At 60.8% G+C, this 21,378-nt stretch carries 21 protein-coding genes; 4 read left to right on the plus strand and 17 right to left on the minus strand.

Annotated elements, in window-relative coordinates; genetic code table 11:
- Positions 1-11: 11 nt before the first annotated feature.
- Positions 12-491: an RNA pyrophosphohydrolase gene (locus BLT00_RS21870; RefSeq protein WP_003186867.1), complete on the minus strand. Its 480-nt coding sequence runs from the start codon at positions 489-491 to the stop codon at positions 12-14.
- 143 nt (positions 492-634) lie between these two features.
- On the opposite strand from BLT00_RS21870, the gene BLT00_RS21875 reads away from it, so the two are divergent.
- Positions 635-1,291, plus strand: a complete 657-nt coding sequence (locus BLT00_RS21875; protein ID WP_063323447.1) for a histidinol-phosphatase — start codon at positions 635-637, stop codon at positions 1,289-1,291.
- Positions 1,292-1,328: 37 nt separating this feature from the next.
- On the opposite strand, the gene BLT00_RS21880 is transcribed toward BLT00_RS21875, so the two are convergent.
- Complete coding sequence (locus BLT00_RS21880) at positions 1,329-1,754, minus strand: DUF2269 family protein (protein WP_092146597.1); 426 nt, start codon at positions 1,752-1,754, stop codon at positions 1,329-1,331.
- 144 nt (positions 1,755-1,898) lie between these two features.
- A complete protein-coding gene (ilvA, locus tag BLT00_RS21885) occupies positions 1,899-3,413 on the minus strand; it encodes a threonine ammonia-lyase, biosynthetic (RefSeq protein WP_063323445.1) in 1,515 nt (504 codons plus the stop codon).
- A gap of 137 nt (positions 3,414-3,550) precedes the next feature.
- On the opposite strand from ilvA, the gene rpiA reads away from it, so the two are divergent.
- Positions 3,551-4,222, plus strand: coding sequence for a ribose-5-phosphate isomerase RpiA (gene rpiA, locus BLT00_RS21890; protein WP_063323444.1), 672 nt, complete (start codon positions 3,551-3,553; stop codon positions 4,220-4,222).
- A gap of 387 nt (positions 4,223-4,609) precedes the next feature.
- On the opposite strand, the gene BLT00_RS21895 is transcribed toward rpiA, so the two are convergent.
- From BLT00_RS21895 to BLT00_RS21910, 4 genes are all read right to left on the minus strand, one after another.
- The gene (locus BLT00_RS21895; RefSeq protein ID WP_092146595.1) at positions 4,610-5,527 is read right to left on the minus strand and encodes an SdiA-regulated domain-containing protein; all 918 of its coding nucleotides are present in this window, start codon (positions 5,525-5,527) and stop codon (positions 4,610-4,612) included.
- 121 nt (positions 5,528-5,648) lie between these two features.
- Positions 5,649-6,581: an SdiA-regulated domain-containing protein gene (locus tag BLT00_RS21900; RefSeq protein WP_092146593.1), complete on the minus strand. Its 933-nt coding sequence runs from the start codon at positions 6,579-6,581 to the stop codon at positions 5,649-5,651.
- Positions 6,582-6,823: 242 nt separating this feature from the next.
- Positions 6,824-7,489: a fumarylacetoacetate hydrolase family protein gene (locus tag BLT00_RS21905; RefSeq protein WP_063323441.1), complete on the minus strand. Its 666-nt coding sequence runs from the start codon at positions 7,487-7,489 to the stop codon at positions 6,824-6,826.
- Between the two features lie 42 nt (positions 7,490-7,531).
- Positions 7,532-8,926, minus strand: a complete 1,395-nt coding sequence (locus tag BLT00_RS21910) for an FAD-binding oxidoreductase (protein ID WP_063323440.1) — start codon at positions 8,924-8,926, stop codon at positions 7,532-7,534.
- Between the two features lie 205 nt (positions 8,927-9,131).
- Between BLT00_RS21910 and serA the strand changes: the two genes are divergently transcribed.
- On the plus strand, positions 9,132-10,361 hold the full coding sequence (gene serA, locus BLT00_RS21920) for a phosphoglycerate dehydrogenase (RefSeq protein WP_003186856.1): 1,230 nt from the start codon (positions 9,132-9,134) through the stop codon (positions 10,359-10,361).
- A gap of 80 nt (positions 10,362-10,441) precedes the next feature.
- Here the strand turns inward: serA and BLT00_RS21925 are convergent, their stop codons facing one another.
- On the minus strand, positions 10,442-10,867 hold the full coding sequence (locus BLT00_RS21925; protein WP_092146644.1) for a DUF4399 domain-containing protein: 426 nt from the start codon (positions 10,865-10,867) through the stop codon (positions 10,442-10,444).
- Between the two features lie 133 nt (positions 10,868-11,000).
- Here BLT00_RS21925 and BLT00_RS21930 point away from each other — a divergent pair, with 133 nt between their 5' ends.
- Complete coding sequence (locus BLT00_RS21930) at positions 11,001-11,579, plus strand: transporter substrate-binding domain-containing protein (protein ID WP_092146591.1); 579 nt, start codon at positions 11,001-11,003, stop codon at positions 11,577-11,579.
- 213 nt (positions 11,580-11,792) lie between these two features.
- Here the strand turns inward: BLT00_RS21930 and BLT00_RS21935 are convergent, their stop codons facing one another.
- From BLT00_RS21935 to tcyN, 9 genes are all read right to left on the minus strand, one after another.
- Positions 11,793-12,419 (minus strand): class I SAM-dependent methyltransferase, encoded by a 627-nt coding sequence (locus BLT00_RS21935; protein ID WP_092146589.1) that lies wholly within the window; start codon positions 12,417-12,419, stop codon positions 11,793-11,795.
- A gap of 63 nt (positions 12,420-12,482) precedes the next feature.
- Complete coding sequence (locus tag BLT00_RS21940; RefSeq protein ID WP_092146587.1) at positions 12,483-13,127, minus strand: methionine ABC transporter permease; 645 nt, start codon at positions 13,125-13,127, stop codon at positions 12,483-12,485.
- Positions 13,117-14,241, minus strand: coding sequence for a methionine ABC transporter ATP-binding protein (locus BLT00_RS21945; protein ID WP_092146586.1), 1,125 nt, complete (start codon positions 14,239-14,241; stop codon positions 13,117-13,119). The genes BLT00_RS21940 and BLT00_RS21945 overlap by 11 nt, the downstream gene beginning before the upstream one ends.
- A 1-nt stretch (position 14,242) precedes the next feature.
- Entirely contained in the window at positions 14,243-15,052 is an 810-nt protein-coding gene (locus BLT00_RS21950) for a MetQ/NlpA family ABC transporter substrate-binding protein (RefSeq protein WP_063323436.1), read from the minus strand.
- 140 nt (positions 15,053-15,192) lie between these two features.
- Positions 15,193-16,551, minus strand: coding sequence for an LLM class flavin-dependent oxidoreductase (locus tag BLT00_RS21955; protein ID WP_092146584.1), 1,359 nt, complete (start codon positions 16,549-16,551; stop codon positions 15,193-15,195).
- Positions 16,551-17,744: an SfnB family sulfur acquisition oxidoreductase gene (locus tag BLT00_RS21960; RefSeq protein WP_092146582.1), complete on the minus strand. Its 1,194-nt coding sequence runs from the start codon at positions 17,742-17,744 to the stop codon at positions 16,551-16,553. Before BLT00_RS21960 ends, BLT00_RS21955 begins: the two co-directional genes overlap by 1 nt.
- 23 nt (positions 17,745-17,767) lie before the next feature.
- Positions 17,768-19,009, minus strand: a complete 1,242-nt coding sequence (locus BLT00_RS21965) for an SfnB family sulfur acquisition oxidoreductase (protein ID WP_092146580.1) — start codon at positions 19,007-19,009, stop codon at positions 17,768-17,770.
- 320 nt (positions 19,010-19,329) lie between these two features.
- On the minus strand, positions 19,330-20,100 hold the full coding sequence (locus BLT00_RS21970) for a hypothetical protein (RefSeq protein WP_092146578.1): 771 nt from the start codon (positions 20,098-20,100) through the stop codon (positions 19,330-19,332).
- Between the two features lie 515 nt (positions 20,101-20,615).
- Complete coding sequence (gene tcyN / locus BLT00_RS21975; RefSeq protein WP_063323431.1) at positions 20,616-21,377, minus strand: L-cystine ABC transporter ATP-binding protein TcyN; 762 nt, start codon at positions 21,375-21,377, stop codon at positions 20,616-20,618.
- Position 21,378: the final 1 nt, after the last annotated feature.

Raw genomic sequence — 21,378 nt, forward strand, 5'->3', positions numbered from 1 at the left:
GAACTCCGTCGTCAGTCGCGCGTCAGCAGGCGCGGGGCAAGCTCTTTGAGAGCGCGTCGGTACACTTCGCGCTTGAATGTCACCACCTGGCCCAACGGATACCAATAGCTGACCCAGCGCCAGCCATCGAACTCCGGTTTACCGGTCAAATCCATCCGCACCCGCTGCTCGTTGGAGATCAGGCGCAGGAGAAACCATTTCTGCTTCTGGCCGATGCACAGCGGTTGGCTGTGCGTCCTGACCAGGCGTTGCGGCAAACGATAGCGCAACCAGCCGCGGGTGCAGGCGAGTATTTCGACATCTTCTCGCTCAAGCCCCACTTCTTCGTTCAACTCGCGGTACAAGGCCTCTTCCGGCGTCTCCTGGGGGTTGATCCCGCCCTGAGGAAACTGCCAGGCGTCTTGATTGATACGGCGAGCCCATAGCACCTGCCCTGCATCATTCGTAAGAATGATCCCCACATTGGGGCGGAAACCATCGGGGTCGATCACGGCAACAACCTCGCAAACGCATGTCGCCGCATTGTTCCACAAAGGTTGTGAAAGCAGCAACGAGCCCGCCTAGCTTATGTGCACTCTTGTGAAAAGTCCGTATTCTGGACGCCTTTCTTCAGATTTTTCAGCGAGTAACTGCAATGCGGCTGGCTTTATTCGACTTGGATAACACATTGCTGGGCGGCGACAGCGACCACGCGTGGGGCGATTACCTGTGCGAGCGCGGTTTCCTGGACGCTGTCACATACAAGGCACGCAACGACGCGTTCTACCAGGATTACCTGGCCGGCAAGCTCGACAACGCCGAGTACCTGAATTTTTGCCTGGAAATCCTCGGTCGTACCGAAATGGACGTGCTGGCCCAATGGCACCTGGACTACATGCGCGACTGCATCGAGCCGATCGTGTTGCCCCAGGCCATCGAATTGCTGGAAAAACACCGTGACGCTGGCGACAAGCTGGTGATCATCACCGCCACCAACCGCTTTGTCACCGGGCCGATTGCCGAGCGCCTGGGCGTCGAAACCCTGATCGCCACCGAGTGCGAGATGATCGACGGGCGCTACAGCGGGCGCAGCACGGATGTCCCGTGCTTTCGCGAGGGCAAGGTGACCCGGCTGAACCGTTGGCTGGAAGAGACCGGGCATTCGCTCGACGGCAGCTATTTCTACAGCGATTCGATGAACGACCTGGCGCTGCTGGAGGTGGTGACGCATCCGGTGGCGGTGGATCCGGATCCGAATCTTCGGGCGGAGGCCCACAAGCGGGGTTGGCCGGTGATCAGTCTGCGTGGCTGAAACAGCTATCGCGAGCAAGCCGGCGCGGTCTAACGCCTCAAACCGGCTTGGCGCCCATCAACCCCGCAATGGCAATAAAGCAGGCAACACTGAACAGCGCCAAGGCAAAGGTAAACTTCCCGCTACCTCCCGGCGTCTTGCGCAATTTGTTCAGTCGCACCACCAACCAGAACCCCGCCAGCGCCGCCACGGTGTAGAGCACGCTGGAAGCCAGCAACCAGGTCTGCCCCAGCGACCAGCCAACCTGATGCACCATCCACCAGCCCGTGAACGGCAGGCTTGCCAATGCCAGGATCATCACCAGCCAGACGAACAGTCGCGGACGTTGCAGCGTGCGTGCCGCCGCCGTGGCATCGCCGTTGCGGCGCGTGCGCCAGACCCAGAGGGCCAGCCCGAGGGCGCCCGCCAACAGCAGAACCGTGGCCACGACGTGGGCGATTTTCAGGAGGGTCAACGTTTCCATGGTTCGATTTCCTTATGACTTGTCCAGCACAGCTTAGCCCCCCCTGTGGCGAGGGAGCTTGCTCCCGCTGGGTCGCGAAGCGGCCCCAAAAAAAGCAGTGAGCGCTTCGCACTCAAGCGGGAGCAAGCTCCCTCGCCACAAGGTTCACCCCAAGAACAGCTGATACGCCGGATTATCGCTTTCATCCCAGTACGGGTAGCCGATTTCTTCCAGGGCGGCCGGCACCAGGTGGCGCTCGTCGTGCGGCACCTGTAGCCCGGCGACCACACGGCCATCCGCCGCGCCATGGTTGCGGTAGTGGAACATCGAGATGTTCCAGCGTCCGCCCAGCTTGTTGAGGAAGTTGAACAGCGCACCCGGGCGTTCCGGGAATTCGAAGCGCAGCACCACTTCGTCGATGACATGGGCCGCATGCCCGCCGACCATGTGGCGAATGTGCAGCTTGGCCAGTTCATTGTCGGTCAGGTCCAGCACCGGGAAGCCTTGTTCGGTCAGGCTGGCGATCAGCGCGCTGCGCGGGTCGTTTTCCGGGTGGGTCTGCACGCCAACGAAGATGTGCGCCTCACTGCCGGTGTTGTAGCGATAGTTGAATTCGGTGATCTGGCGCTTGCCGACGGCTTCACAGAACGCCTTGAAGCTGCCCGGCTGCTCGGGGATGGTCACGGCGATGATCGCTTCGCGGCCCTCGCCCAGTTCGGCGCGTTCGGCAACGTGGCGCAAGCGGTCGAAGTTGACGTTGGCGCCGGAGTCGATGGCCACCAGGGTCTGGCCGCTGATGCCGCGCGACTCGACGTACTTCTTGATCCCGGCCACACCCAACGCGCCGGCAGGTTCGGTGATCGAGCGGGTATCGTCGTAGATATCCTTGATCGCAGCGCAGATCTCGTCGGTGCTGACGGTGATCACTTCGTCCACGTAATGCTTGCAGATGTCGAAGGTGTGCTGGCCGATCTGTGCCACGGCGACGCCGTCGGCGAACAGCCCCACGGTCGGCAGGACCACGCGCTCGCCAGCGGCCATGGCCGCTTGCAGGCAATTGGAGTCGTCCGGCTCGACGCCGATGATCTTGATGTCCGGGCGCAGGTATTTCACGTAGGCCGCGATCCCGGCAATCAGCCCGCCACCGCCCACCGGGACGAAGATCGCATCCAGGCGCCCCGGGTGCTGGCGCAGGATTTCCATCGCCACGGTGCCCTGCCCGGCAATGGTGTGGGGATCGTCATACGGGTGGATGTAGACGTAGCCTTTTTCGTCGACCAGTTTCAGCGAGTAGGCCAGGGCTTCGGGGAACGAGTCACCGTGCAGCACCACCTTGCCGCCACGTGAGCGCACGCCTTCGACCTTGATTTCCGGGGTGGTCTTGGGCATCACGATGGTGGCCTTGACCCCCAGTACCTTGGCCGCCAGGGCCAGGCCCTGGGCATGGTTGCCTGCCGAAGCGGTGACCACGCCGCGTGCGCGCTCTTCGTCGCTGAGCTGGGTCAGCTTGTTGTAGGCCCCGCGAATCTTGAACGAGAACACCGGCTGCAAGTCTTCGCGCTTGAGCAAGATGCTGTTGCCCAGCCGCTCGGAGAGCTGGCGAGCGGACTGCAGCGGGGTTTCTACGGCAACGTCGTAAACGCGCGAGGTGAGGATCTTTTTGACGTACTGTTCAAGCATCGGAAAGCATCACTGAGCGGGTTGGGCAGGGCCAAGGAGTCTAACCCGGCTTTTAGCTGGGCGACCACACGAATCCCAAGGTTTTGTTGGGTTATACTCGCGCCCCTCTTTACTTCCTGCCCGCTTTCGGAGCCCGCATGACCCAGGATCAACTCAAACAGGCCGTGGCCCAGGCCGCCGTCGACCTCATCCTCCCGAAGCTGGATGACAAGAGCATTGTCGGGGTTGGCACCGGCTCTACGGCCAATTGCTTCATCGACGCGCTGGCGCAACACAAGGGTGCGTTCGACGGCGCGGTCGCCAGCTCCGAAGCCACCGCCGCGCGCCTCAAGGGCCACGGGATTCCGGTGTACGAGCTCAACACCGTGAGCGACCTGGAGTTCTATATCGACGGCGCCGATGAAAGCGACGCGCACCTGAACCTGATCAAGGGCGGCGGCGCGGCCCTGACTCGCGAGAAGATCGTCGCGGCCGTGGCCAAGACCTTCATCTGCATTGCCGACGCCAGCAAGCTGGTGCCGGTGCTGGGCGCGTTCCCGTTGCCCGTGGAAGTCATCCCGATGGCCCGCAGTCATGTGGCCCGCGAACTGGTGAAACTGGGTGGTGACCCGGTGTATCGCGAAGGCGTGCTGACCGATAACGGCAACATCATCCTCGACGTACACAACCTGCAGATCACTAACCCGGTGGAACTGGAAAGCCAGATCAACGCCATCGTGGGCGTGGTCACCAACGGTTTGTTCGCTGCGCGTCCTGCTGATGTGCTGCTGCTGGGGACCCCTGAAGGGGTGAAGACCCTCAAGGCTTGATCCGCTGTTGTGACTGTGGCGAGGGAGCTTGCTCCCGCTGGGTTGCGTAGCAGCCCCCTCTCAAGCCCACCCAATCAACCTGATCCACAGCGTTGCCGGGTTTTAGGGCCGCTGCGCGGCCCAGCGGGAGCAAGCTCCCTCGCCACGGGAATTGGGCACGGCGCGGGTCAAGGGAATGCCTCGAATCAGTGTCAGTTTCAAGCGCAAATCGGTTGGTCGACCGGGATGCTTTTGTGGCGAGGGAGCTTGCTCCCGCTGGGGCGCGAAGCGGCCCCAAAAAAGCGGTGAGCGCTTCGCACTCAAGCGGGAGCAAGCTCCCTCGCCACAATGATTCAGGTCGGTCTTGAGTGATCGGGTGGCCTTGCCGCGGGATCTTTTCCTATCTGTTCAATCAGGCTGCGGCTTCTTGAATACGTAGAACAGATTCGGCTCGCTCACCAGATACAGGTTGCCATCGTCGTCCATGGCGAGGCCCTCGGCCTGGGGCACGGTTTTTTGCAAGCCGTGGCGGCCCTTGCTCAACGACAGCGTGCTCAGCGGCCGGCCGTCAATATCCAATTCGATAATCAGCCGCGACTCCTCGGACAGCGCCAGTAAGTGGCCGCTGCGTTCGTCGTATTGCAGGCTTGAGAGGTCGCGTACGAACAGCCCGGCATCGCGCTTGGGGTTGTTGATCACATGGACGGCATAGGATTTTTCCGGATTGTGATGGGGAAACCCATGCACTTCATAAATCAGCATCGGGTCGCGTTCCTTCGCCACGAACAGGCGTTTGCCTACCGAATCGTAGGCCAGCCCTTCGAACCCCTTGTTGCCGCTCATGTGCACGCCCAGGGTTATCTGTTCGGCTTCGGCGGCGTCGATGAATTGGGTGTCCTCTTCCAGGTGAATCTTGATCAGGCGCTGCTGACGCTCGTCGGTGATGACGTAGATGTCTTCGCTGATGAACTCCACCGCCTCCGGATCGCCAAAGCCGATCAGGGCGATGCGCCGCAAAATCTTGCCGTCCAGCGATAACTCGACCAGCTCGGCATTTTTATTGGTGACGGTGAACAGGCTCTTGCGGATCGGATCGAACGTCAGCGCTGAAACGTCATCGTCCAGGCCGTCGATCGCCTGCGCCTCGAGCGTGACTCGGTATTGGTCCAGGGCGATGGCCTGTTCGCTGGGGGTTCGCCAGAGGGTGTTGAGGTTGAACCAGGCGCGTTCGAACAGGCGCAGATGCTGGCCGGCGGCGATCAGGAAGATCAGCGCCAGCGTCAGCAGTATCAGGATCAAGGGTTTGGGGCGGGCGAGTCGACGCATGTTGGGGTGGGCTCGGATAAGAACAGGTGCCTGGAAATACCACGGTTGCCTGAACTGAAGCTTAATGGCTGTGTGCCACACCCTACAACAAAGGAGGATTTATCCTACAGAGTTAGTGCTGTCAGCGCTGTTTTTCGAAGCGATAGAACAGATTCGGTTCGCTGACCATGTACAGATTGCCGGCCTCATCGACGGTGATGCCTTCGGCACGAGGGATTGTGTCTTTCAGGCCGTTGAAGCCGCCCAGCAAGGTCATGAAGCTGACCTGCTCGCCTTTTTCGTCCAGTTCCAGCAGCAGATGGGAGTCGGCCGAAAGCACCAGCATGTGACCGGTGCGCGGATCGATCGCCAGAGCCGAGAGGTTGCGCAGGTCCAGTTCATTGCTGACATGGATTTGCTTGTTGCCCTTGAGCAATTGGCTACCATCGCTTTTCCAGGTGAACAGCGCCGGCGGGCGTTCCTCCCCGAGTACCAGTTGCTGGTTGCGCGGGTCCCAGGCGATCGCTTCGAACCCTTTGTTCTTGTTCTTGGATGGGCCGAGATCGTAGTGGGGGAAATCGGCGTTGTTCAATTCGCGGGTGTCGGCACCAACGTGGACGATGGTCAACGTGTGACTTCGTTCGTCGGTGATAGCCAGCAGGCCGTCTTCCATATAAGTCACGCCCTCGGGGTTGCTCCAGCCCACCAACGGCATCTTGCGCAGCACATCGCCTTGCAGGGTCAGCTCCACCAGGAACGGGTTCTTGCCCATGACGGCGAACAGTGTCTTGGTCTGCGGGTTGTAGGTCACATCGGACGCCTCGTCCTTCTCCAAGCCGGGTAGCGGCTTGGCGTCGATCACGGCATGGTAGTCCGGCAACCAGATGCTCGCCTGGCGCTCGGCTGGGCTCTGGAAGTGTTCCGATAGCCAAAGCAGGCCGCGGTCGTCCCAATGCATCGCAAACGCCAGGCCATAGGCTGCGGCCACTGCCAGCAGCGACCAGGCATACCAGGGCAGGGCGAAGCGGGAGCGGCGGGCGGGTTTGGCGGCAAACAGTGCTTGGGTTTTGGCCATCGGGGAATGCGTTCCAGAAAATTCGGCTAGGGGAGTGGCTGGCTCAGATGCCGCATTCCCCGGAATTATCCGGATGGCATGTGAAAAAAACGGTAAAACCTTGGGCTCGGGAAAGCTGGATGCCTGTGGGAGCGGGCTTGCTCGCGAAGGGGCCATCAGGTGCAACATCTTTATGCCGACCGTTATACCGCCTTCGCGAGCAAGCCAGCTCCCACATGATCTCTAGCGGTCACAAAACCGAGTTAGCGAACGCTGCTTTCGAAGCGGCTCGCTCCCGGCAACTCCAGTACCAGTTCATCGCCTGCATTCAGCGGCCCGACGCCTGCCGGGGTGCCGGTGAGGATCACGTCGCCGGCCTGCAACGAGAAGCAGCCGGCCATGTATTGGATCATCGGCACAATGGGATTGAGCATCAGGCTGCTATTACCGTCCTGGCGCACTTCACCGTTGATGGTCAGGCGAACGGGGATGTCGGTCAGGTCGGCAAAGGTGCCGTTCGACACGAACGGTGCGAGCACCGCCGCGCCGTCGAAGGACTTGGCCACTTCCCACGGCAGGCCCTTGGCCTTGAGCTCGGCCTGCTTGTCCCGCAGGGTCAGGTCCAGGGCCGGGGCGAAGCCGGAGATCGCGTCCAGTACTTCTTCAGCGCTGGGCTTGGTGGACAGCGGCTTGCCGATCAGCACGGCGATTTCCGCCTCGTAGTGCACCGAGCCACGGTCGGCAGGAATGCTGAAACCACCTTCCAGCGGCACCACGCAACTGCCCGGCTTGATGAACAGCAAGGGTTCGGTGGGTACCGGGTTATCCAGTTCCTTTGCATGTTCGGCGTAGTTGCGGCCAATGCACACCACTTTCCCTACCGGAAAATGAATACGTGTACCGTCGACATACTGGTGCTGATAGCTCATTACCGGCTCCTGCTTCTGGGATTCATCAGGTGTTTTTAGGCGTCAAATCGCGAAAATCTTGCCCGGGTTCATGATGCCGTTCGGGTCGAATACCGCCTTCACCGCTTTCATGTACTCGATTTCCACAGGTGAACGACTATAGGTCAGGTAGTCGCGCTTGGTCATGCCCACGCCGTGTTCGGCGGAAATCGAGCCGTTGTACTTCTCGACGGTCTCAAAGACCCATTTGTTCACGGTCGCGCACTTGGCGAAGAACTCATCCTTGCTCAGGTTTTCCGGCTTGAGGATGTTCAGGTGCAGGTTGCCGTCGCCGATGTGGCCAAACCAGACGATTTCGAAGTCCGGGTAGTGTTCGCCGACGATCGCGTCGATTTCCCGCAAGAAACCCGGAACCTTGGAGACGGTCACCGAGATGTCGTTCTTGTACGGCGTCCAGTGGGAGATGGTTTCGGAAATGTATTCGCGCAGCTTCCACAGGTTCTGCAGTTGGGTTTCGCTCTGGCTCATCACGCCGTCCAGCACCCAGCCTTGCTCCACGCAATGCTCGAAGGTTTCCAGGGCGTGATTGGCGACTTCTTCAGTGGTGGCTTCGAATTCCAGCAGGGCGTAGAACGGGCACTCGGTTTCGAACGGTGCTGGCACGTCGCCGCGAGCGAGGACCTTGGCCAGGGCCTTGTCGGAGAAAAATTCGAAGGCGGTCAGGTCCAGCTTGCCCTGGAAGGCGTGCAGCACCGGCATGATCGAATCGAAGTCCGGCGTGCCGAGCACCATGGCGGTGAGGTTTTTCGGCGCACGGTCCAGGCGCATGGTGGCCTCGACCACGAAGCCCAGGGTGCCTTCGGCGCCGATGAACAGCTGCCGCAAGTCATAGCCGGTGGCGTTCTTGATCAGGTCCTTGTTCAGCTCCAGCAGGTCACCCTTGCCGGTGACGACCTTCATGCCCGCCACCCAGTTGCGGGTCATGCCGTAGCGAATGACCTTGATCCCGCCGGCATTGGTTCCGATGTTGCCGCCAATCTGGCTGGAACCGGCGGAAGCGAAGTCTACCGGATAATACAGGCCATGTTCTTCGGCCTTGTTCTGCAGTTGTTCGGTGACCACGCCAGGCTGGCAGACCGCGGTGCGGTCGGTGAGGTTCACGTCGAGCACCTGGTTCATGTAGTCGAATGACACGACCACTTCGCCGTTGGCCGCCACGGCGGCGGCGGAAAGCCCGGTACGCCCGCCCGACGGCACCAGCGCGACCTTGTGTTCATTGGCCCAGCGCACGATGGCCTGGACCTGCTCGGTGGTCTTGGGAAAGACGATGGCCGTGGGCGCCGGGGCGAAATGCTTGGTCCAATCCTTGCCGTAAGCGTTCAGGGAGTCGGCATCGGTCAGGACCTTGCCAGGCTCAACCAGGGTCTTCAGCTCATCTATCAGGGCAGGGTTGGTCATCGACAGAACTCTCGAACAATTCATGGTCATCCTGAGAACGCTTCACGTCGCAGGAATGAGTGTTTAGCGGGGTGCATATGCTAGCATACCGACCCCGCAGCGTAGTGCCCAACGGCTGTTCTGCGGCGACGGCTGTCACGCCGGTCGGGCCAGCATGCGCTGTCCGATTCCCTGCCATTTTTCTCCGGGACACAGGTTTACGCAGATGAGCAAGACTTCTCTCGATAAGAGCAAGATCAAGTTCCTTCTTCTCGAAGGCGTCCACCAATCGGCTGTCGACGTCCTCAAGTCGGCGGGCTACACCAGCATCGAGTACATCACTAGTTCTCTGCCGGAAGCCCAGCTCAAGGAAAAGATCGCCGATGCTCACTTCATCGGCATTCGCTCCCGTACTCAATTGACCGAAGAGATCTTCGACCACGCCAAGAAACTGGTGGCGGTCGGCTGCTTCTGCATCGGCACCAACCAGGTTGACCTCAATGCGGCGCGCGAGCGCGGCATCGCGGTGTTCAACGCGCCGTACTCCAACACCCGTTCCGTTGCCGAACTGGTGTTGGCCGAAGCGATCCTGCTGCTGCGCGGCATCCCTGAGAAGAACGCTTCCTGCCACCGTGGCGGCTGGATCAAGAGTGCGGCCAACTCCTTCGAAATCCGCGGCAAGAAGCTGGGTATCGTCGGTTACGGCTCGATCGGCACCCAGTTGTCGGTACTGGCTGAAGGCCTTGGCATGCAGGTGTTCTTCTACGACACCGTGACCAAACTGCCCTTGGGCAACGCCACCCAGGTCAACAACCTGCACGAGTTGCTGGGCATGTCCGACATCGTGACCCTGCACGTGCCGGAAACCGCTGCCACCCAGTGGATGATCGGCGAGAAGGAAATCCGTGCCATCAAGAAGGGCGGGATCCTGATCAACGCCGCGCGTGGCACCGTGGTCAAGCTCGACGCCCTGGCCGACGCGATCAAGGACAAGCACCTGATCGGCGCCGCCATCGACGTGTTCCCGGTGGAGCCGCGCTCCAACGACGACATCTTCGAAAGCCCGCTGCGTGGCCTGGACAACGTGATCCTGACCCCGCACATCGGCGGTTCCACCGCTGAAGCCCAGGCCAACATCGGTCTGGAAGTGGCGGAAAAACTGGTCAAGTACAGCGACAACGGTACGTCGGTATCGTCCGTGAACTTCCCGGAAGTGGCTCTGCCGGCACACCCTGGCAAGCATCGCCTGTTGCACATCCACGAGAACATCCCGGGTGTGATGAGCGAGATCAACAAGGTCTTCGCCGAAAACGGCATCAACATTTCCGGTCAGTTCCTGCAGACCAACGAGAAAGTCGGCTACGTCGTGATCGACGTCGACGCCGAATACTCGGACCTGGCGCAAGAGAAGCTGCAGCACATCAACGGCACCATTCGTTGCCGGGTGTTGTTCTAAGAAGGTTGGACGGCAAGTTGAGGTTTGGCTTGCAATAAAGAACGGGAGCTTCGTAAGGGGCTCCCGTTTTTTTGCCTGCGTTACTTCACGGTGACGGTGATCTTCTTGGACACGATCGTCGGATGGAACGGCATATGGCCGCTGTCACCCAATATCAGCTGCAAGGTATGTTTGCCCGGGGCCAGCTTGATGGTGGCTTCGGTCTGCGCTTTGCCGAAGTGCATGTGGTTGGCGTCGGTCGGAATCGGTGCGCCTTCGGCGGGCAGTTTGTCGACATCGATCAGCAGATGATGATGCCCGGTGTTTTTGGTCACATCACCCGCCGGAGCCAGGGCGATGTCCTTGACGCCGAACTTGACCTTGAATTCCTGGGCAACGGTGGCGCCGTCTTGCGGGGAAACGATGAATACCTCTGCGCCTTTGGGAGCGGGGGTTGCGGCAGTCGCCAGCATCGAAGTACTCAGCAACAGGCCGGCCAACGCGGCACGAGACATAAAGCTTTTCATTTTTTTCTCCAATTTTTCCATGAAATCCGCCTGGCCATGACAACTTCATGACCAATCGTTGTCGAAGCCTGCAACAACCATAGCAAAGCGAGCCTGAAACGAGCGTCGCTTGTATAAATACAAAGGAGTGACCATGCGCTTTCTGCCTGGCCTGATCTGCCTGCTACCCCTTTTGAGTCCCCTGGCTCATGCCGAACTGATCGATGACATCAATGACCGTGGCGAACTGCGCATTGCCCTTGAGGCCAACGCCGCGCCCTTCAACTTCAAGGAAGACGGCAAACTCACTGGTTTCGAAGTGGAGCTGGGCGAAATGCTTGCCAGTGAGCTCGATGTACGCCCCGACTTCGTGGTCACTGATGCCGGGGACCTGATGAGCGGGGTGGAGAGCGGCAAGTACGACGTCGCCATCAACCACATAGCAATGACCCCGGAACTGGTGGAACGTTTCGACACCAGCGCCGTTTACAGTCAGCCGGATGCACAATTGCTGGCGAGCAAGGAGCAGACGCCACGCCCGCTGGTCATGGCGCAGTCGTTCCAGCCCGAAAAAAAGAGCGACCCGGCGCCGAGCCTGGTGATTCCGTTCCAGAAGGGCAACCCGGCGTTCAAGGCCAGCCTGGACAACGCCCTGACACGTATCAAGGAGGATGGAAGGCTGGAGCGGTTGTCGCAGAAGTGGTTGGAAAAACAGCCAGCGGAAAACAATTGAGGCTTGGATTCAACGCGACACTTTGTGGCGAGGGAGCTTGCTCCCGCTGGGCTGAAGCAGCCCCAATCGGGATAACGCAAAACTCCAGGCAGACCGTGTCAGCCGGTTTTACGACGGCTGCGCCGCCGAGCGGGAGCAAGCTCCCTCGCCACTGGGTTCTTGTTTGGACCGGGGGACATGGTTACCGCTCACCCTGTCCAAACAGGCCTGTCCTCAAGACTTGCGCCAGACACTTGCCAACCAAGGCTGTTGCTCGCGCGGCAGCCCAGCCGGTCGGTAGTAATGCTCCAGTTCCACGAAGTCTGCGTCGCCGAGCAGCGTGCGCCAGGCCGCGAGGTCGTGATAAGCGCCGAAGCGCTGGCCGTTCCAGCCCTCCTGGTTTTCGCCCCGTGGGTTGGAGCTGAACAGCACGCCGCCGGGCTTGAGCGTGGCATGCAGTTGTTTCAGCACCCGAGGCAGTTCCTGGACCGGGATATGAAACAGCACGGCGTTGGCAAAGATCCCGTCGAAGCGTTCAGCCGGCAGGTCGAGTTTCAAAAAGTCCTGTTGCCACACTTCGCACCCGCTGTCCTGGCGCGCCATCCGGGCAAATTCCGCTGAGCCATCGAGGCCCACCGCCACATGGCCCATGGCGGTGAACGTGCGCAGGTCTCGTCCGGGGCCGCAGCCGAAGTCCAGGATGTGCAACGGTGCCTGGGCCTGAATATGCCGCAGCAACGCGTCGATATTCTGGCTGACGTCGTGATCACGGGTGCCTTCGCGAAAGCTGTCGGCGACCGCGTTGTAATGGCCCAGGGTCGTGGCGGTGATGGTTTGCAGGTCGTCGGGGGTGTGTTTCATGGTCGCTGGCTTGGAGTGGGGAAGCGTGAGCCGACTATACCGCAAGATCATTGATCGCTCAGGTCAGCGCTTGTTCAAGCCCCGCGCCAACCGATCCCCACCGAGTTGAATCAACGCCACCAATGCCACCAGCAACACGATCACCGTGAGCATGATCTGGCTGTCGAAACGCTGGTAACCATACCGGTAGGCGATGTCCCCCAGGCCGCCAGCGCCGATTGCCCCGGCCATCGCCGAGGAGTTGATCATGGTCACCAGTGTGATGGTAAAACCGCCGACGATGCCCGGCCGTGCTTCGGGCAGCAGCACATGCCAGACAATGTGCCAGCGTCGGCACCCCATGGCCTGGGCCGCTTCGATCAGGCCATGGTCGACCTCCCGCAAACTGACTTCGGCGATGCGGGCGAAGAACGGGGTGGCGGCGATGGTCAGGGGAACCACCGCCGCCCAGACGCCGTAGGTGGTGCCGACGATCAGCCGCGTGAACGGAATCAGCGCCACCATCAGGATCAGGAACGGTATCGAGCGGAACAGGTTCACGAACGCGCCCAGGACGCGGTTCAGGGCGGGCGCTTCATAGATCCCACCCTTGTCACTGGTGACCAGAATCACCGCCAGCGGAATGCCCGCCAGCAAAGCGATCAATGACGACACGCCGACCATCAGGAAGGTGTCGATGAAGCCCTGCAATAACCGATCAAACCACATAGCCCAGCACCTCCACCTGTTGCGCCCAATTGCCTGCACGTTGGCGCAGCTCTTCGGCGCCCCATGACGAGCCACTCACCGCCAGCAGTAATTGTCCCAGCCCGTGGCCTTGGATCCGTTCGATGCCGCCGTGCAGTAGCCGAACCCGACCATCCAGGGCGTTGAACAAGGCCGCGAGGTCCGGTTCGTCCCGCCCGATGCCGGTGAATTGCAGGCGCAGCACGGTAGCGGCATCCGCCGATGCTGGCAGGGCCTGCAAGCGGCTTTGCAGTTCTTCAGGTATGGCGTGTTGCAGGGGGGCCAGCAGTGTTCGACTGACGTCGTGTTGCGGGTTACCGAACACTTCCCAGACCGGACCCTGCTCGACAATCCGACCTTGCTCGAGGACCACCACGCGGTCACACACCTCGCGAATCACCGCCATTTCATGGGTGATCAACACGATGGTCAGGCCCAGTCGCTGATTGATCTCACGCAGCAAACCGAGGATCGATTGAGTGGTTTCCGGGTCCAGGGCCGAGGTAGCCTCGTCGCAGAGCAGGATCTGCGGATCATGGACCAGCGCCCGGGCGATCCCGACGCGCTGCTTCTGTCCGCCCGAGAGTTGCGCCGGGTAGGCCTTGTGCTTGCCCTGCAAACCCACCAGCTCCAACAGCTCACGAACTTTCTGCTGGCGCTCCTCCTTGGGCACGCCGGCGACTTTCAGCGGCAGCTCGACGTTCTGCCACACGGTCTTGGCCGACATCAGGTTGAAGTGCTGGAAGATCATGCCGATGCGCCGACGCAGGTCCACCAGGCGGTCTTCATCGAACTCGCCGATGTCTATCTGATCGATCAGCACCCGGCCACTGGTGGGTTGTTCGAGGCGGTTGATGGTGCGGATCAGTGACGATTTGCCAGCGCCGCTGCGGCCGATGATGCCGAACACTTCGCCGCGCTGGATCGCCAGGTCGATGCCTTGCAGCGCGGTCACCGGCCCCTGGGCGCCAGCGTAGGTCTTGCCCAGGCCGATGAAGCGCACATGGGCACGGTTGAGCTCTGGATGCAGTTCGGTGTGTTTGGCGCTTCTGGGCGGGGGGGCTTCTTGTCGAAGTCGAGCATTGACGGCGTTCATGTCAGCTTTCCCAGCCGGGTTGGTAGAGCTTGCCGTGGGCCTTGTCCAGGGCGGCGCGCACGGCTGGCGAATGTTGGTAGATGTCGACGAACTTGATCAGCCGTGGATCGTTCTTGCTCTTGGGTTGGATCACGAACTGAATCACGTATTCCTTGTGATCGAGGCCGTCGAACAGCAAGGCAGAGCTGGCATCGAAGGTCTTGGCCAGGCGGATGTAGGCCGGGTAGCCCTGTACCAGGTCGGCGTCTTCATAGGCGCGCACCAGTTGCACGGCTTCGACCTGCAGGATCTTGAGTTTCTTCGGGTTGGCGACGATATCGTCTTCGGTGGCCTTGTAGCCGACGCCCGGCTTGAGGCTGATCAGCCCGGCCTTGGCCAACAGTTGCAGGCCGCGACCGCTGTTGATCGGGTCGTTGGCAATGGCGACGCTGGCGCCTTCCGGGAGTTCGTCGAAGCTTTTGTATTTTTTCGAATAGAGGCCGACGTTGTTGATGATCCCCGGCGCAAACGGCACCAGATCGAACCCGGCGGCGGCCTTGGCGTTTTCCAGGAACGGGATGTGCTGGAAGTAGTTCACGTCGATATCACCGGAGGCCAGGCTGACGTTGGGCGCTATCCAGTCGCTGAACTCCACCAGTTCGACCTTCAGGCCTTGCTTGCTGGCCTCTTCCACGGCGGCCTCCAGGGGAATGGCGAACGCGGCGGTGGTGCCGATTTTCAACGGTGCGTCGGCGGCAAACAGTGCCGAGCTGAACAGGCCGAGGGCCAGGGCCAGTGCTTTGACTGGCAGGGTCAGGAGTTGCTGGGTCATGTCAGTTGTTCCAGTCATTAATGGATGAGTCTCAGGCTTTTGTGGCGAGGGAGCTTGCTCCCGCTGGGCTACGAAGTAGCCCCAACGCCTTTTTGGGCGGGCTTCGCCCACCAGCGGGAGCAAGCTCCCTCGCCACAGGGTCAGTGTCGGTAGGTTGAGCCGGTGTGTTGTCCAGGTAGATGAGCCCCCGCGCGAAACAGCTTTTCCCGCAGGGTGCCGTTGTCGTATTCGGTCTTGTACGCGCCGCGCCGTTGCAGTTCGGGAATCACCAGGTCGATGAAGTCCACGTAGCTTTGCGGCGTGACGATGCGGGTCAGGTTGAAACCATCGAGGCCGGTTTCGCCGATCCAGGATTCCAGCTCGTCGGCCACCTGTTCGGGCGAGCCGACCACCGTGATGTAGCGACCGCCCAAGGCGTGTTGTTCGAGCAATTTGCGCCGGGTCCAGTCGTTGTTCTGCAAGGTCTTGGTGGCGGACTGGATGGCGTTGCTCTTGACGTACTGGATCGGTTCGTCCAGTTCGTACTGGGAAAAATCGATGCCCGTTGACGCGGAAAAATGCGCCACGCCGGCCTCGGCGCTGGCATAGCTCAGGTACTCGGCATGCTTGGCCCAGGCAGCCGCTTCGGTCTCGCCGACGATCACGTTCAGGCCCATGAACACCTTGATGTCCCCGGGGTTGCGCCCCGTCTCTACGGCGCTGGCGCGGACCTTGTCCACCTGGGCCTTGGTCGCCGATTTGTTCTGGCCGCTGATGAACACGCACTCGGCATGCCGTCCGGCGAACAGCAGGCCGCGCTCGGAACTGCCGGCTTGAAACAACACCGGCGTGCGTTGGGGCGACGGTTCGCACAGGTGATAACCCTCGACCTGATAGAACTCGCCCTGATGCCGGACCTTGTGCACTTTCTCCGGCTGCGCATAGATCCGCCGCTGGCGATCGTTGAGTACCGCGTCGTTTTCCCAGCTGCCTTCCCAGAGTTTGTAGAGCACTTGCAGGTACTCGTCGGCCTGGTCGTAGCGGCGATCATGCTCGACCTGCGCGGTCAGGCCCATGGCCTTGGCGGCGCTGTCCAAGTAGCCGGTGACGATGTTCCAGCCGACCCGGCCGCGGCTCAGGTGGTCGAGGGTGCTCATGCGGCGGGCGAACAGGTAGGGCGGTTCGTAGGTGAGGTTGGCGGTGAGGCCGAAGCCGAGGTTCTTCGTGACGGCGGCCATTGCCGAGACCAGCAGCAACGGGTCGTTGACCGGCAGTTGGATCGACTCCTTGAGCGTGACGTCCACCGACTGTTGATACACGTCATAGACCCCGACGATGTCGGCGATGAACAGCCCGTCGAACAACCCGCGTTCGAGCAATTGCGCCAGGGCGGTCCAGTATTCGATCGTGTTGAACTGGGTCGACGTGTCCTGGGGATGGGTCCAGAGGCCGTGATTGATGTGCCCGATGCAGTTCATGTTGAACGCGTTGAGCAGGATTTTTTTCTTGCCGGGAGCCATCAGATAGTCCCCCGCAGCGGCGGTTTTTCATCGTTGAGGTAGAAGTTGCCCACGGCGTGGTATTTCCAGCGCACCGGGTCATGCAGGGTGTGCACTCGCGCGTTGCGCCAGTGACGGTCGAGGCCATGTTCGGCCAGGGTCGCCTGGCTGCCGGCCAATTCGAACAGCGTGCTGCTGGCGGCCAGGGATATTTCGGTGCTGACGGCACGGGCTTCGGCCACGGCAATCGAGGCGGCGGCGACCGTGTCGGCCCGGGTGTCGGCCTGGGCCCGGTCGAGGAATTCACCGGCACGTTCCAACAGGGCTTCGGCGGCATGCAGGCGGATGCTCAGTTGGCCGAAACTCTTGAGGGTGTGCGGGTCTTCGGTGGCGACGTCGCTGGTGGCGTCGATCCAGGGGCGGGTTTTATTGCGGACAAAATGCAGGGCGTCTTCGTAGGCGGCGCGGGCGATGCCGGTGTCGATAGCGGCGTGAAGGATCTGCGCCAGCGGCCCTACCGGTGTGGGACGTTCGAAGGCGCTCTGGAAGGGCACGATGTCGGTGGCGGCGACATAAACGTCTTCGAACACCACCGAACCGCTGCCCGTGGTGCGCTGGCCAAAACCGCTCCAGTCGTCGATCACCGTCAGGCCTTGGCTGCTGCGAGGCACGAACGCCAGTTGTTGCACACCGTTTTCGTCCACCACTGACGTGGGGATGCGCTGGGCGTAGATCGCGCCCGTGGCGTAGAACTTGCGACCGTTGATGCGATAGCCCTCGCCGTCGCGGCGCAGTTGGGTGATGCGATCATGGGCAGTCTTGGTGCCAAGTTCGGCCAGGGCGTTACCAAAGCGCTGGCCGGCGAGCACTTCGGCGTAGAGGCGTTGTTTTTGCGCTTCAGTGCCATTTACCCGTAGCACTTCCAGGGCATAGAAATGATTTTGCGGAATCTGCCCCAGCGAGCTGTCGGCCTGGGAAATCAGCGCAATGACTTTGGCCAGGGTGACGTTGGACACACCGGCACCGCCATAGGCCGTGGGCACGCTGATACCCCACAGGCCCGAGCGGGAGAAAGCCTCCAGTTCCGGGTACGGCAAACGGCGCTCGCGGTCGCGCAGGGCGCTGTCGCGCTTGAAGTCATCGGCCAGGTCGCTGGCCACGATCAGGGCTTGTTCATCGCTGGTGATCACCGCGACGTGTTGAGAAAGCGTCATGTGCTGCTCCAGAGGTCGGGTCGTCAGATCCAGGAATGGCGGGCCGGCAAGGTGCCGTTCAGGTGGTAGGCGCCTACCGCGTGATACTTCCAGCGCACCGGGTCGTGCAGGGTGTGGACCCGTGCGTTGCGCCAGTGGCGATCGAGGTTGAATTCGGCGAGGGTGGCGCGGCTGCCGGCCAGTTCGAAGAGTTTTTCGCTGGCGTGCAGGGCGATTTCGGTGGTGAGCACTTTGGCCTCGGCCACGGCAATCGAGGCGCGGGCGGCAGATTGCGCCGTGATGGGGGCGGCACTGACCTGGTCCAGCACCTGTCCGGCCTTGCGCAGCAAGGCTTCGGCGGCGTGCAGTTCGATTTTCAGTTTGCCAATGTCGGCGATCACGTAGAGGTCGTCACTGGCTCGGTCGACCTTGGCGTCGATCCAGGGCCGGGCCCGTTCACGCACAAAAGCGATGGCATCATCGATGGCGCCACGGGCGATACCCGCATCGATGGCGGCCTGGATCAGTTGGGAAATCGCACCTTGCACGCCGGGTGTTTCGTTGATGCGCCAGTTATCCAGGACCAACTCGGTATCCACCCGCACATTGTTCAGCAGCACGGTGCCGCTGGCGGTGGTGCGCTGGCCGAATCCTGACCAGTCGTCGACGATCCGCAGGCCCGGGGTGCCGCGCCGCACGAATGCCAGCACCTGGCGGCCCTCGTCATTCAACGCCTTGACCGCGACCCAATGGGCAAACAGCGCGCCGGTGGAATAGAACTTCTGACCAGTGATGACAAACCCGTCACCGTCAGTGGTGATCCGAGCCTTGAGCTCAAGGGTATTGCGAGTACCGCGTTCCGGCCCGGCGTTGCCGATGCGCCAGCCTTCGAGCACGCTCTGCAGGAGGATTTTTTTCTGCCGTTCGGTGCCGGTGCCGAGAATCAGCTGGAGCACGCCGAACTGGTTCTGCGGGATCTGCCCAAGGGCCGGGTCAGCGGCGGAAATGATCGCGAACACGTCGGCCAGGGTGACGAACGAAACCTGCGGACCGCCGTATGCCCGGGGAATGGCAATGCTGCCCAGTCCGCTGCGGGTGAACTGCTCGACTTCTGCCCAGGGCAGCTTGCGTTGCTGGTCACGACGCGCGGCCTGCTGGCGGGCGACCTGCGCCAGTTCATGGGCAGCTTTGATGGCCTCGGCATCGTTGCGCAACACCTGTGCGGGCAACAACAGTGGTGCGATGTCCAGGTCGCTCTGGACTTTTGCTTGCGCCAGATCCGACATTACAGCCACTCCGTGGCTGCAGGCAGTGCCTTGGCGTATTGCACTGGGGTGATTGTGTTCCGTTCCATACCCACCTCACATCTTTTCGGAAAACGCCGCGAGAAATGCGGCGAGTCAAAATCAAGAATGTCCGGTGGTCCGGTATATATACCCTAAGCGTGTATAAATTATTTTTGAACTAACTTTTAGGAATATGTATAGGTTGGATTCAATTGGAAGGAGTCCTCTGTGGCGAGGGAGCTTGCTCCCGCTGGGTTGCGCAGCAACCCTTCTTTTACCCAAGCGGGAGCAAACTCCCTCGCCACCAAAAGCGCTCTGTATCAAGGCGCTCGATGTCGCGGTTCCGCGGCCATGAGGGCCTCTTTCGAGGGCTTCTTCAGATAGGGATTGGCGCAACCGATCTTCAGTGTTCGCGGCGGTGCCCAGAGGGAATTGTTGCCTACACGATCGATGATGCAGTAGGTCACTTCCAGGCGCAGGTCTTCGCCTGCCTCCAGGATGATCTGCGGCGGAACCCAGATATTGATTGGCTGGCCGACCTCGCTGGCGGTGACGGCAGGCAGGTCCATGCGCACATCGCCCCAGCGCAGGGTCACGGCATCGCCGGCGGCCATGTTCAGGTAGGGTTCGATGGTCAGCGGTACGCCGCGCTTGATCTGGTTGGGGTTCACCCCTTGGCGTCGGATGGTACCGGGAATGCGCACGGGCGCCAGGCCCTGGTTTTCATCGCCGCTCAGGGCCGACGGCTGCCCGCCGGGGCAATCGAGCTTCACGTGTACCCGTTGCCTGGCGGATAGCGCCGGCCCACGCCCGACCTGCATCACCCGATAGTGAATGCGCGAGGTGCCATCGACGATGAAACTCTCCGGGACTCGCAGGGTGACGCTGTCTTGCACATCGGCCTGCGACAGCAAGCGCGAGCCGACGTAGCAGTTGTCCCAGAACAGTTCGATCAGGTCACCTGCGTCCATGCCAGGGTAGGGCGCAATGGCAACCTCCAGGTGAGCGGCGTTGGCGATATTGATGCCGGTAGGGTGGGCGTTGGCCAGGGTGGGGGCGGCCAGTTCAGGACTCTTCGACTTACATGTCATGGTGTTCTCCTTGATGCTTGAAAACTAAGTCCGTTTCGGGAAGATCAACGGCGATGACTAATCGCGACATATTTTATGTGTGCAGCCATATAGGCCAGGCTGCGCCTAATCACTGTGCAGAAAATAAATAATGTGCATCGCTTGTTGGTCACTAGATAAAGGCTCCATAGTTTCAGTGTCAATAGAGGCACTTGCTTAATAATTCATTATGAAAGGCTTCAGAAATATCCTACGCCCCCATGTTAATAATGCGCGGCATCACAAGCCCTTTTCCGAGGCTCGCAGGTTTCTGGAAAATGCTCGAAAGAGCGTCTTGAGACTAAAAAGGAGGAGTGCTTGGGCTGAGCGTAAGTGTTACGAGAGGTAGATCCATGCCGTGCATAAAACGGTCGAGGATGTTGAGTAGGGCGCAAGTTGCAAGTTGTTTCTTTATGGCAAAGTTATGGCGCTAGTATCTTGAAGAGTGTTGCAACTGCCTCACTTCCATCCCTGGAAGTGATGACACTGCCGATAACTTACTGAGCGCCGTGACCGGCGGAGAGGAACTTGCTGAGGAACTGTCGCGTGCGTTCTTCCTTGGGGGCTGCAAACAAGGCCTTGGCTTCGCCTTGTTCGACGATCACGCCTTTGTCGAAAAACACCACGCGGTTGGCCACGTCCCGGGCGAAGCCCATTTCGTGGGTCACGATGACCATGGTGCGTTTTTCTTCGGCCAAGTCGCGAATGGTTGCCAGCACCTCGCCCACCAGTTCCGGATCCAGGGCCGAGGTCGGCTCATCGAACAGGATCACCGCCGGCTCCATCGCCAACGCCCGGGCAATCGCCACGCGCTGTTGCTGGCCGCCGGAAAGGCGCCGTGGGTAGGCGTCCTCCTTGCCGGCCAGCCCGACCTTGGCCAACAGCTTGCGCCCCAGGGCTTCGGCTTCGGTGCGAGGAATTTTCTTCACCACCTGCGGGCCTTCAGTGACATTTTCCAATGCGGTGCGATGGGGAAACAGGTTGAAGTTCTGGAACACGAAGCCCACCTGCTGGCGCAAACGGCGCACCAGGCCCTGTTGCTGGTTTAGCGGGCGACTGCCATCGATTTCGATGTCGCCGACCTTGATCCGGCCACTGCTGGGTTCTTCGAGGAAGTTCAGGCAGCGCAGGAAGGTGGTCTTGCCCGAGCCACTGGGGCCGATGATCGCAACCACTTCGCCTTCTTCGATCTTCAAGTCGATGCCGTTGAGCACCACCTGACCCTTGAACTGCTTTGTCAGTTTTTCCACGACAATCATG

The sequence above is a fragment of the Pseudomonas sp. NFACC51 genome, from assembly GCF_900103575.1.
GTDB lineage: Bacteria > Pseudomonadota > Gammaproteobacteria > Pseudomonadales > Pseudomonadaceae > Aquipseudomonas > Aquipseudomonas fluorescens_Q.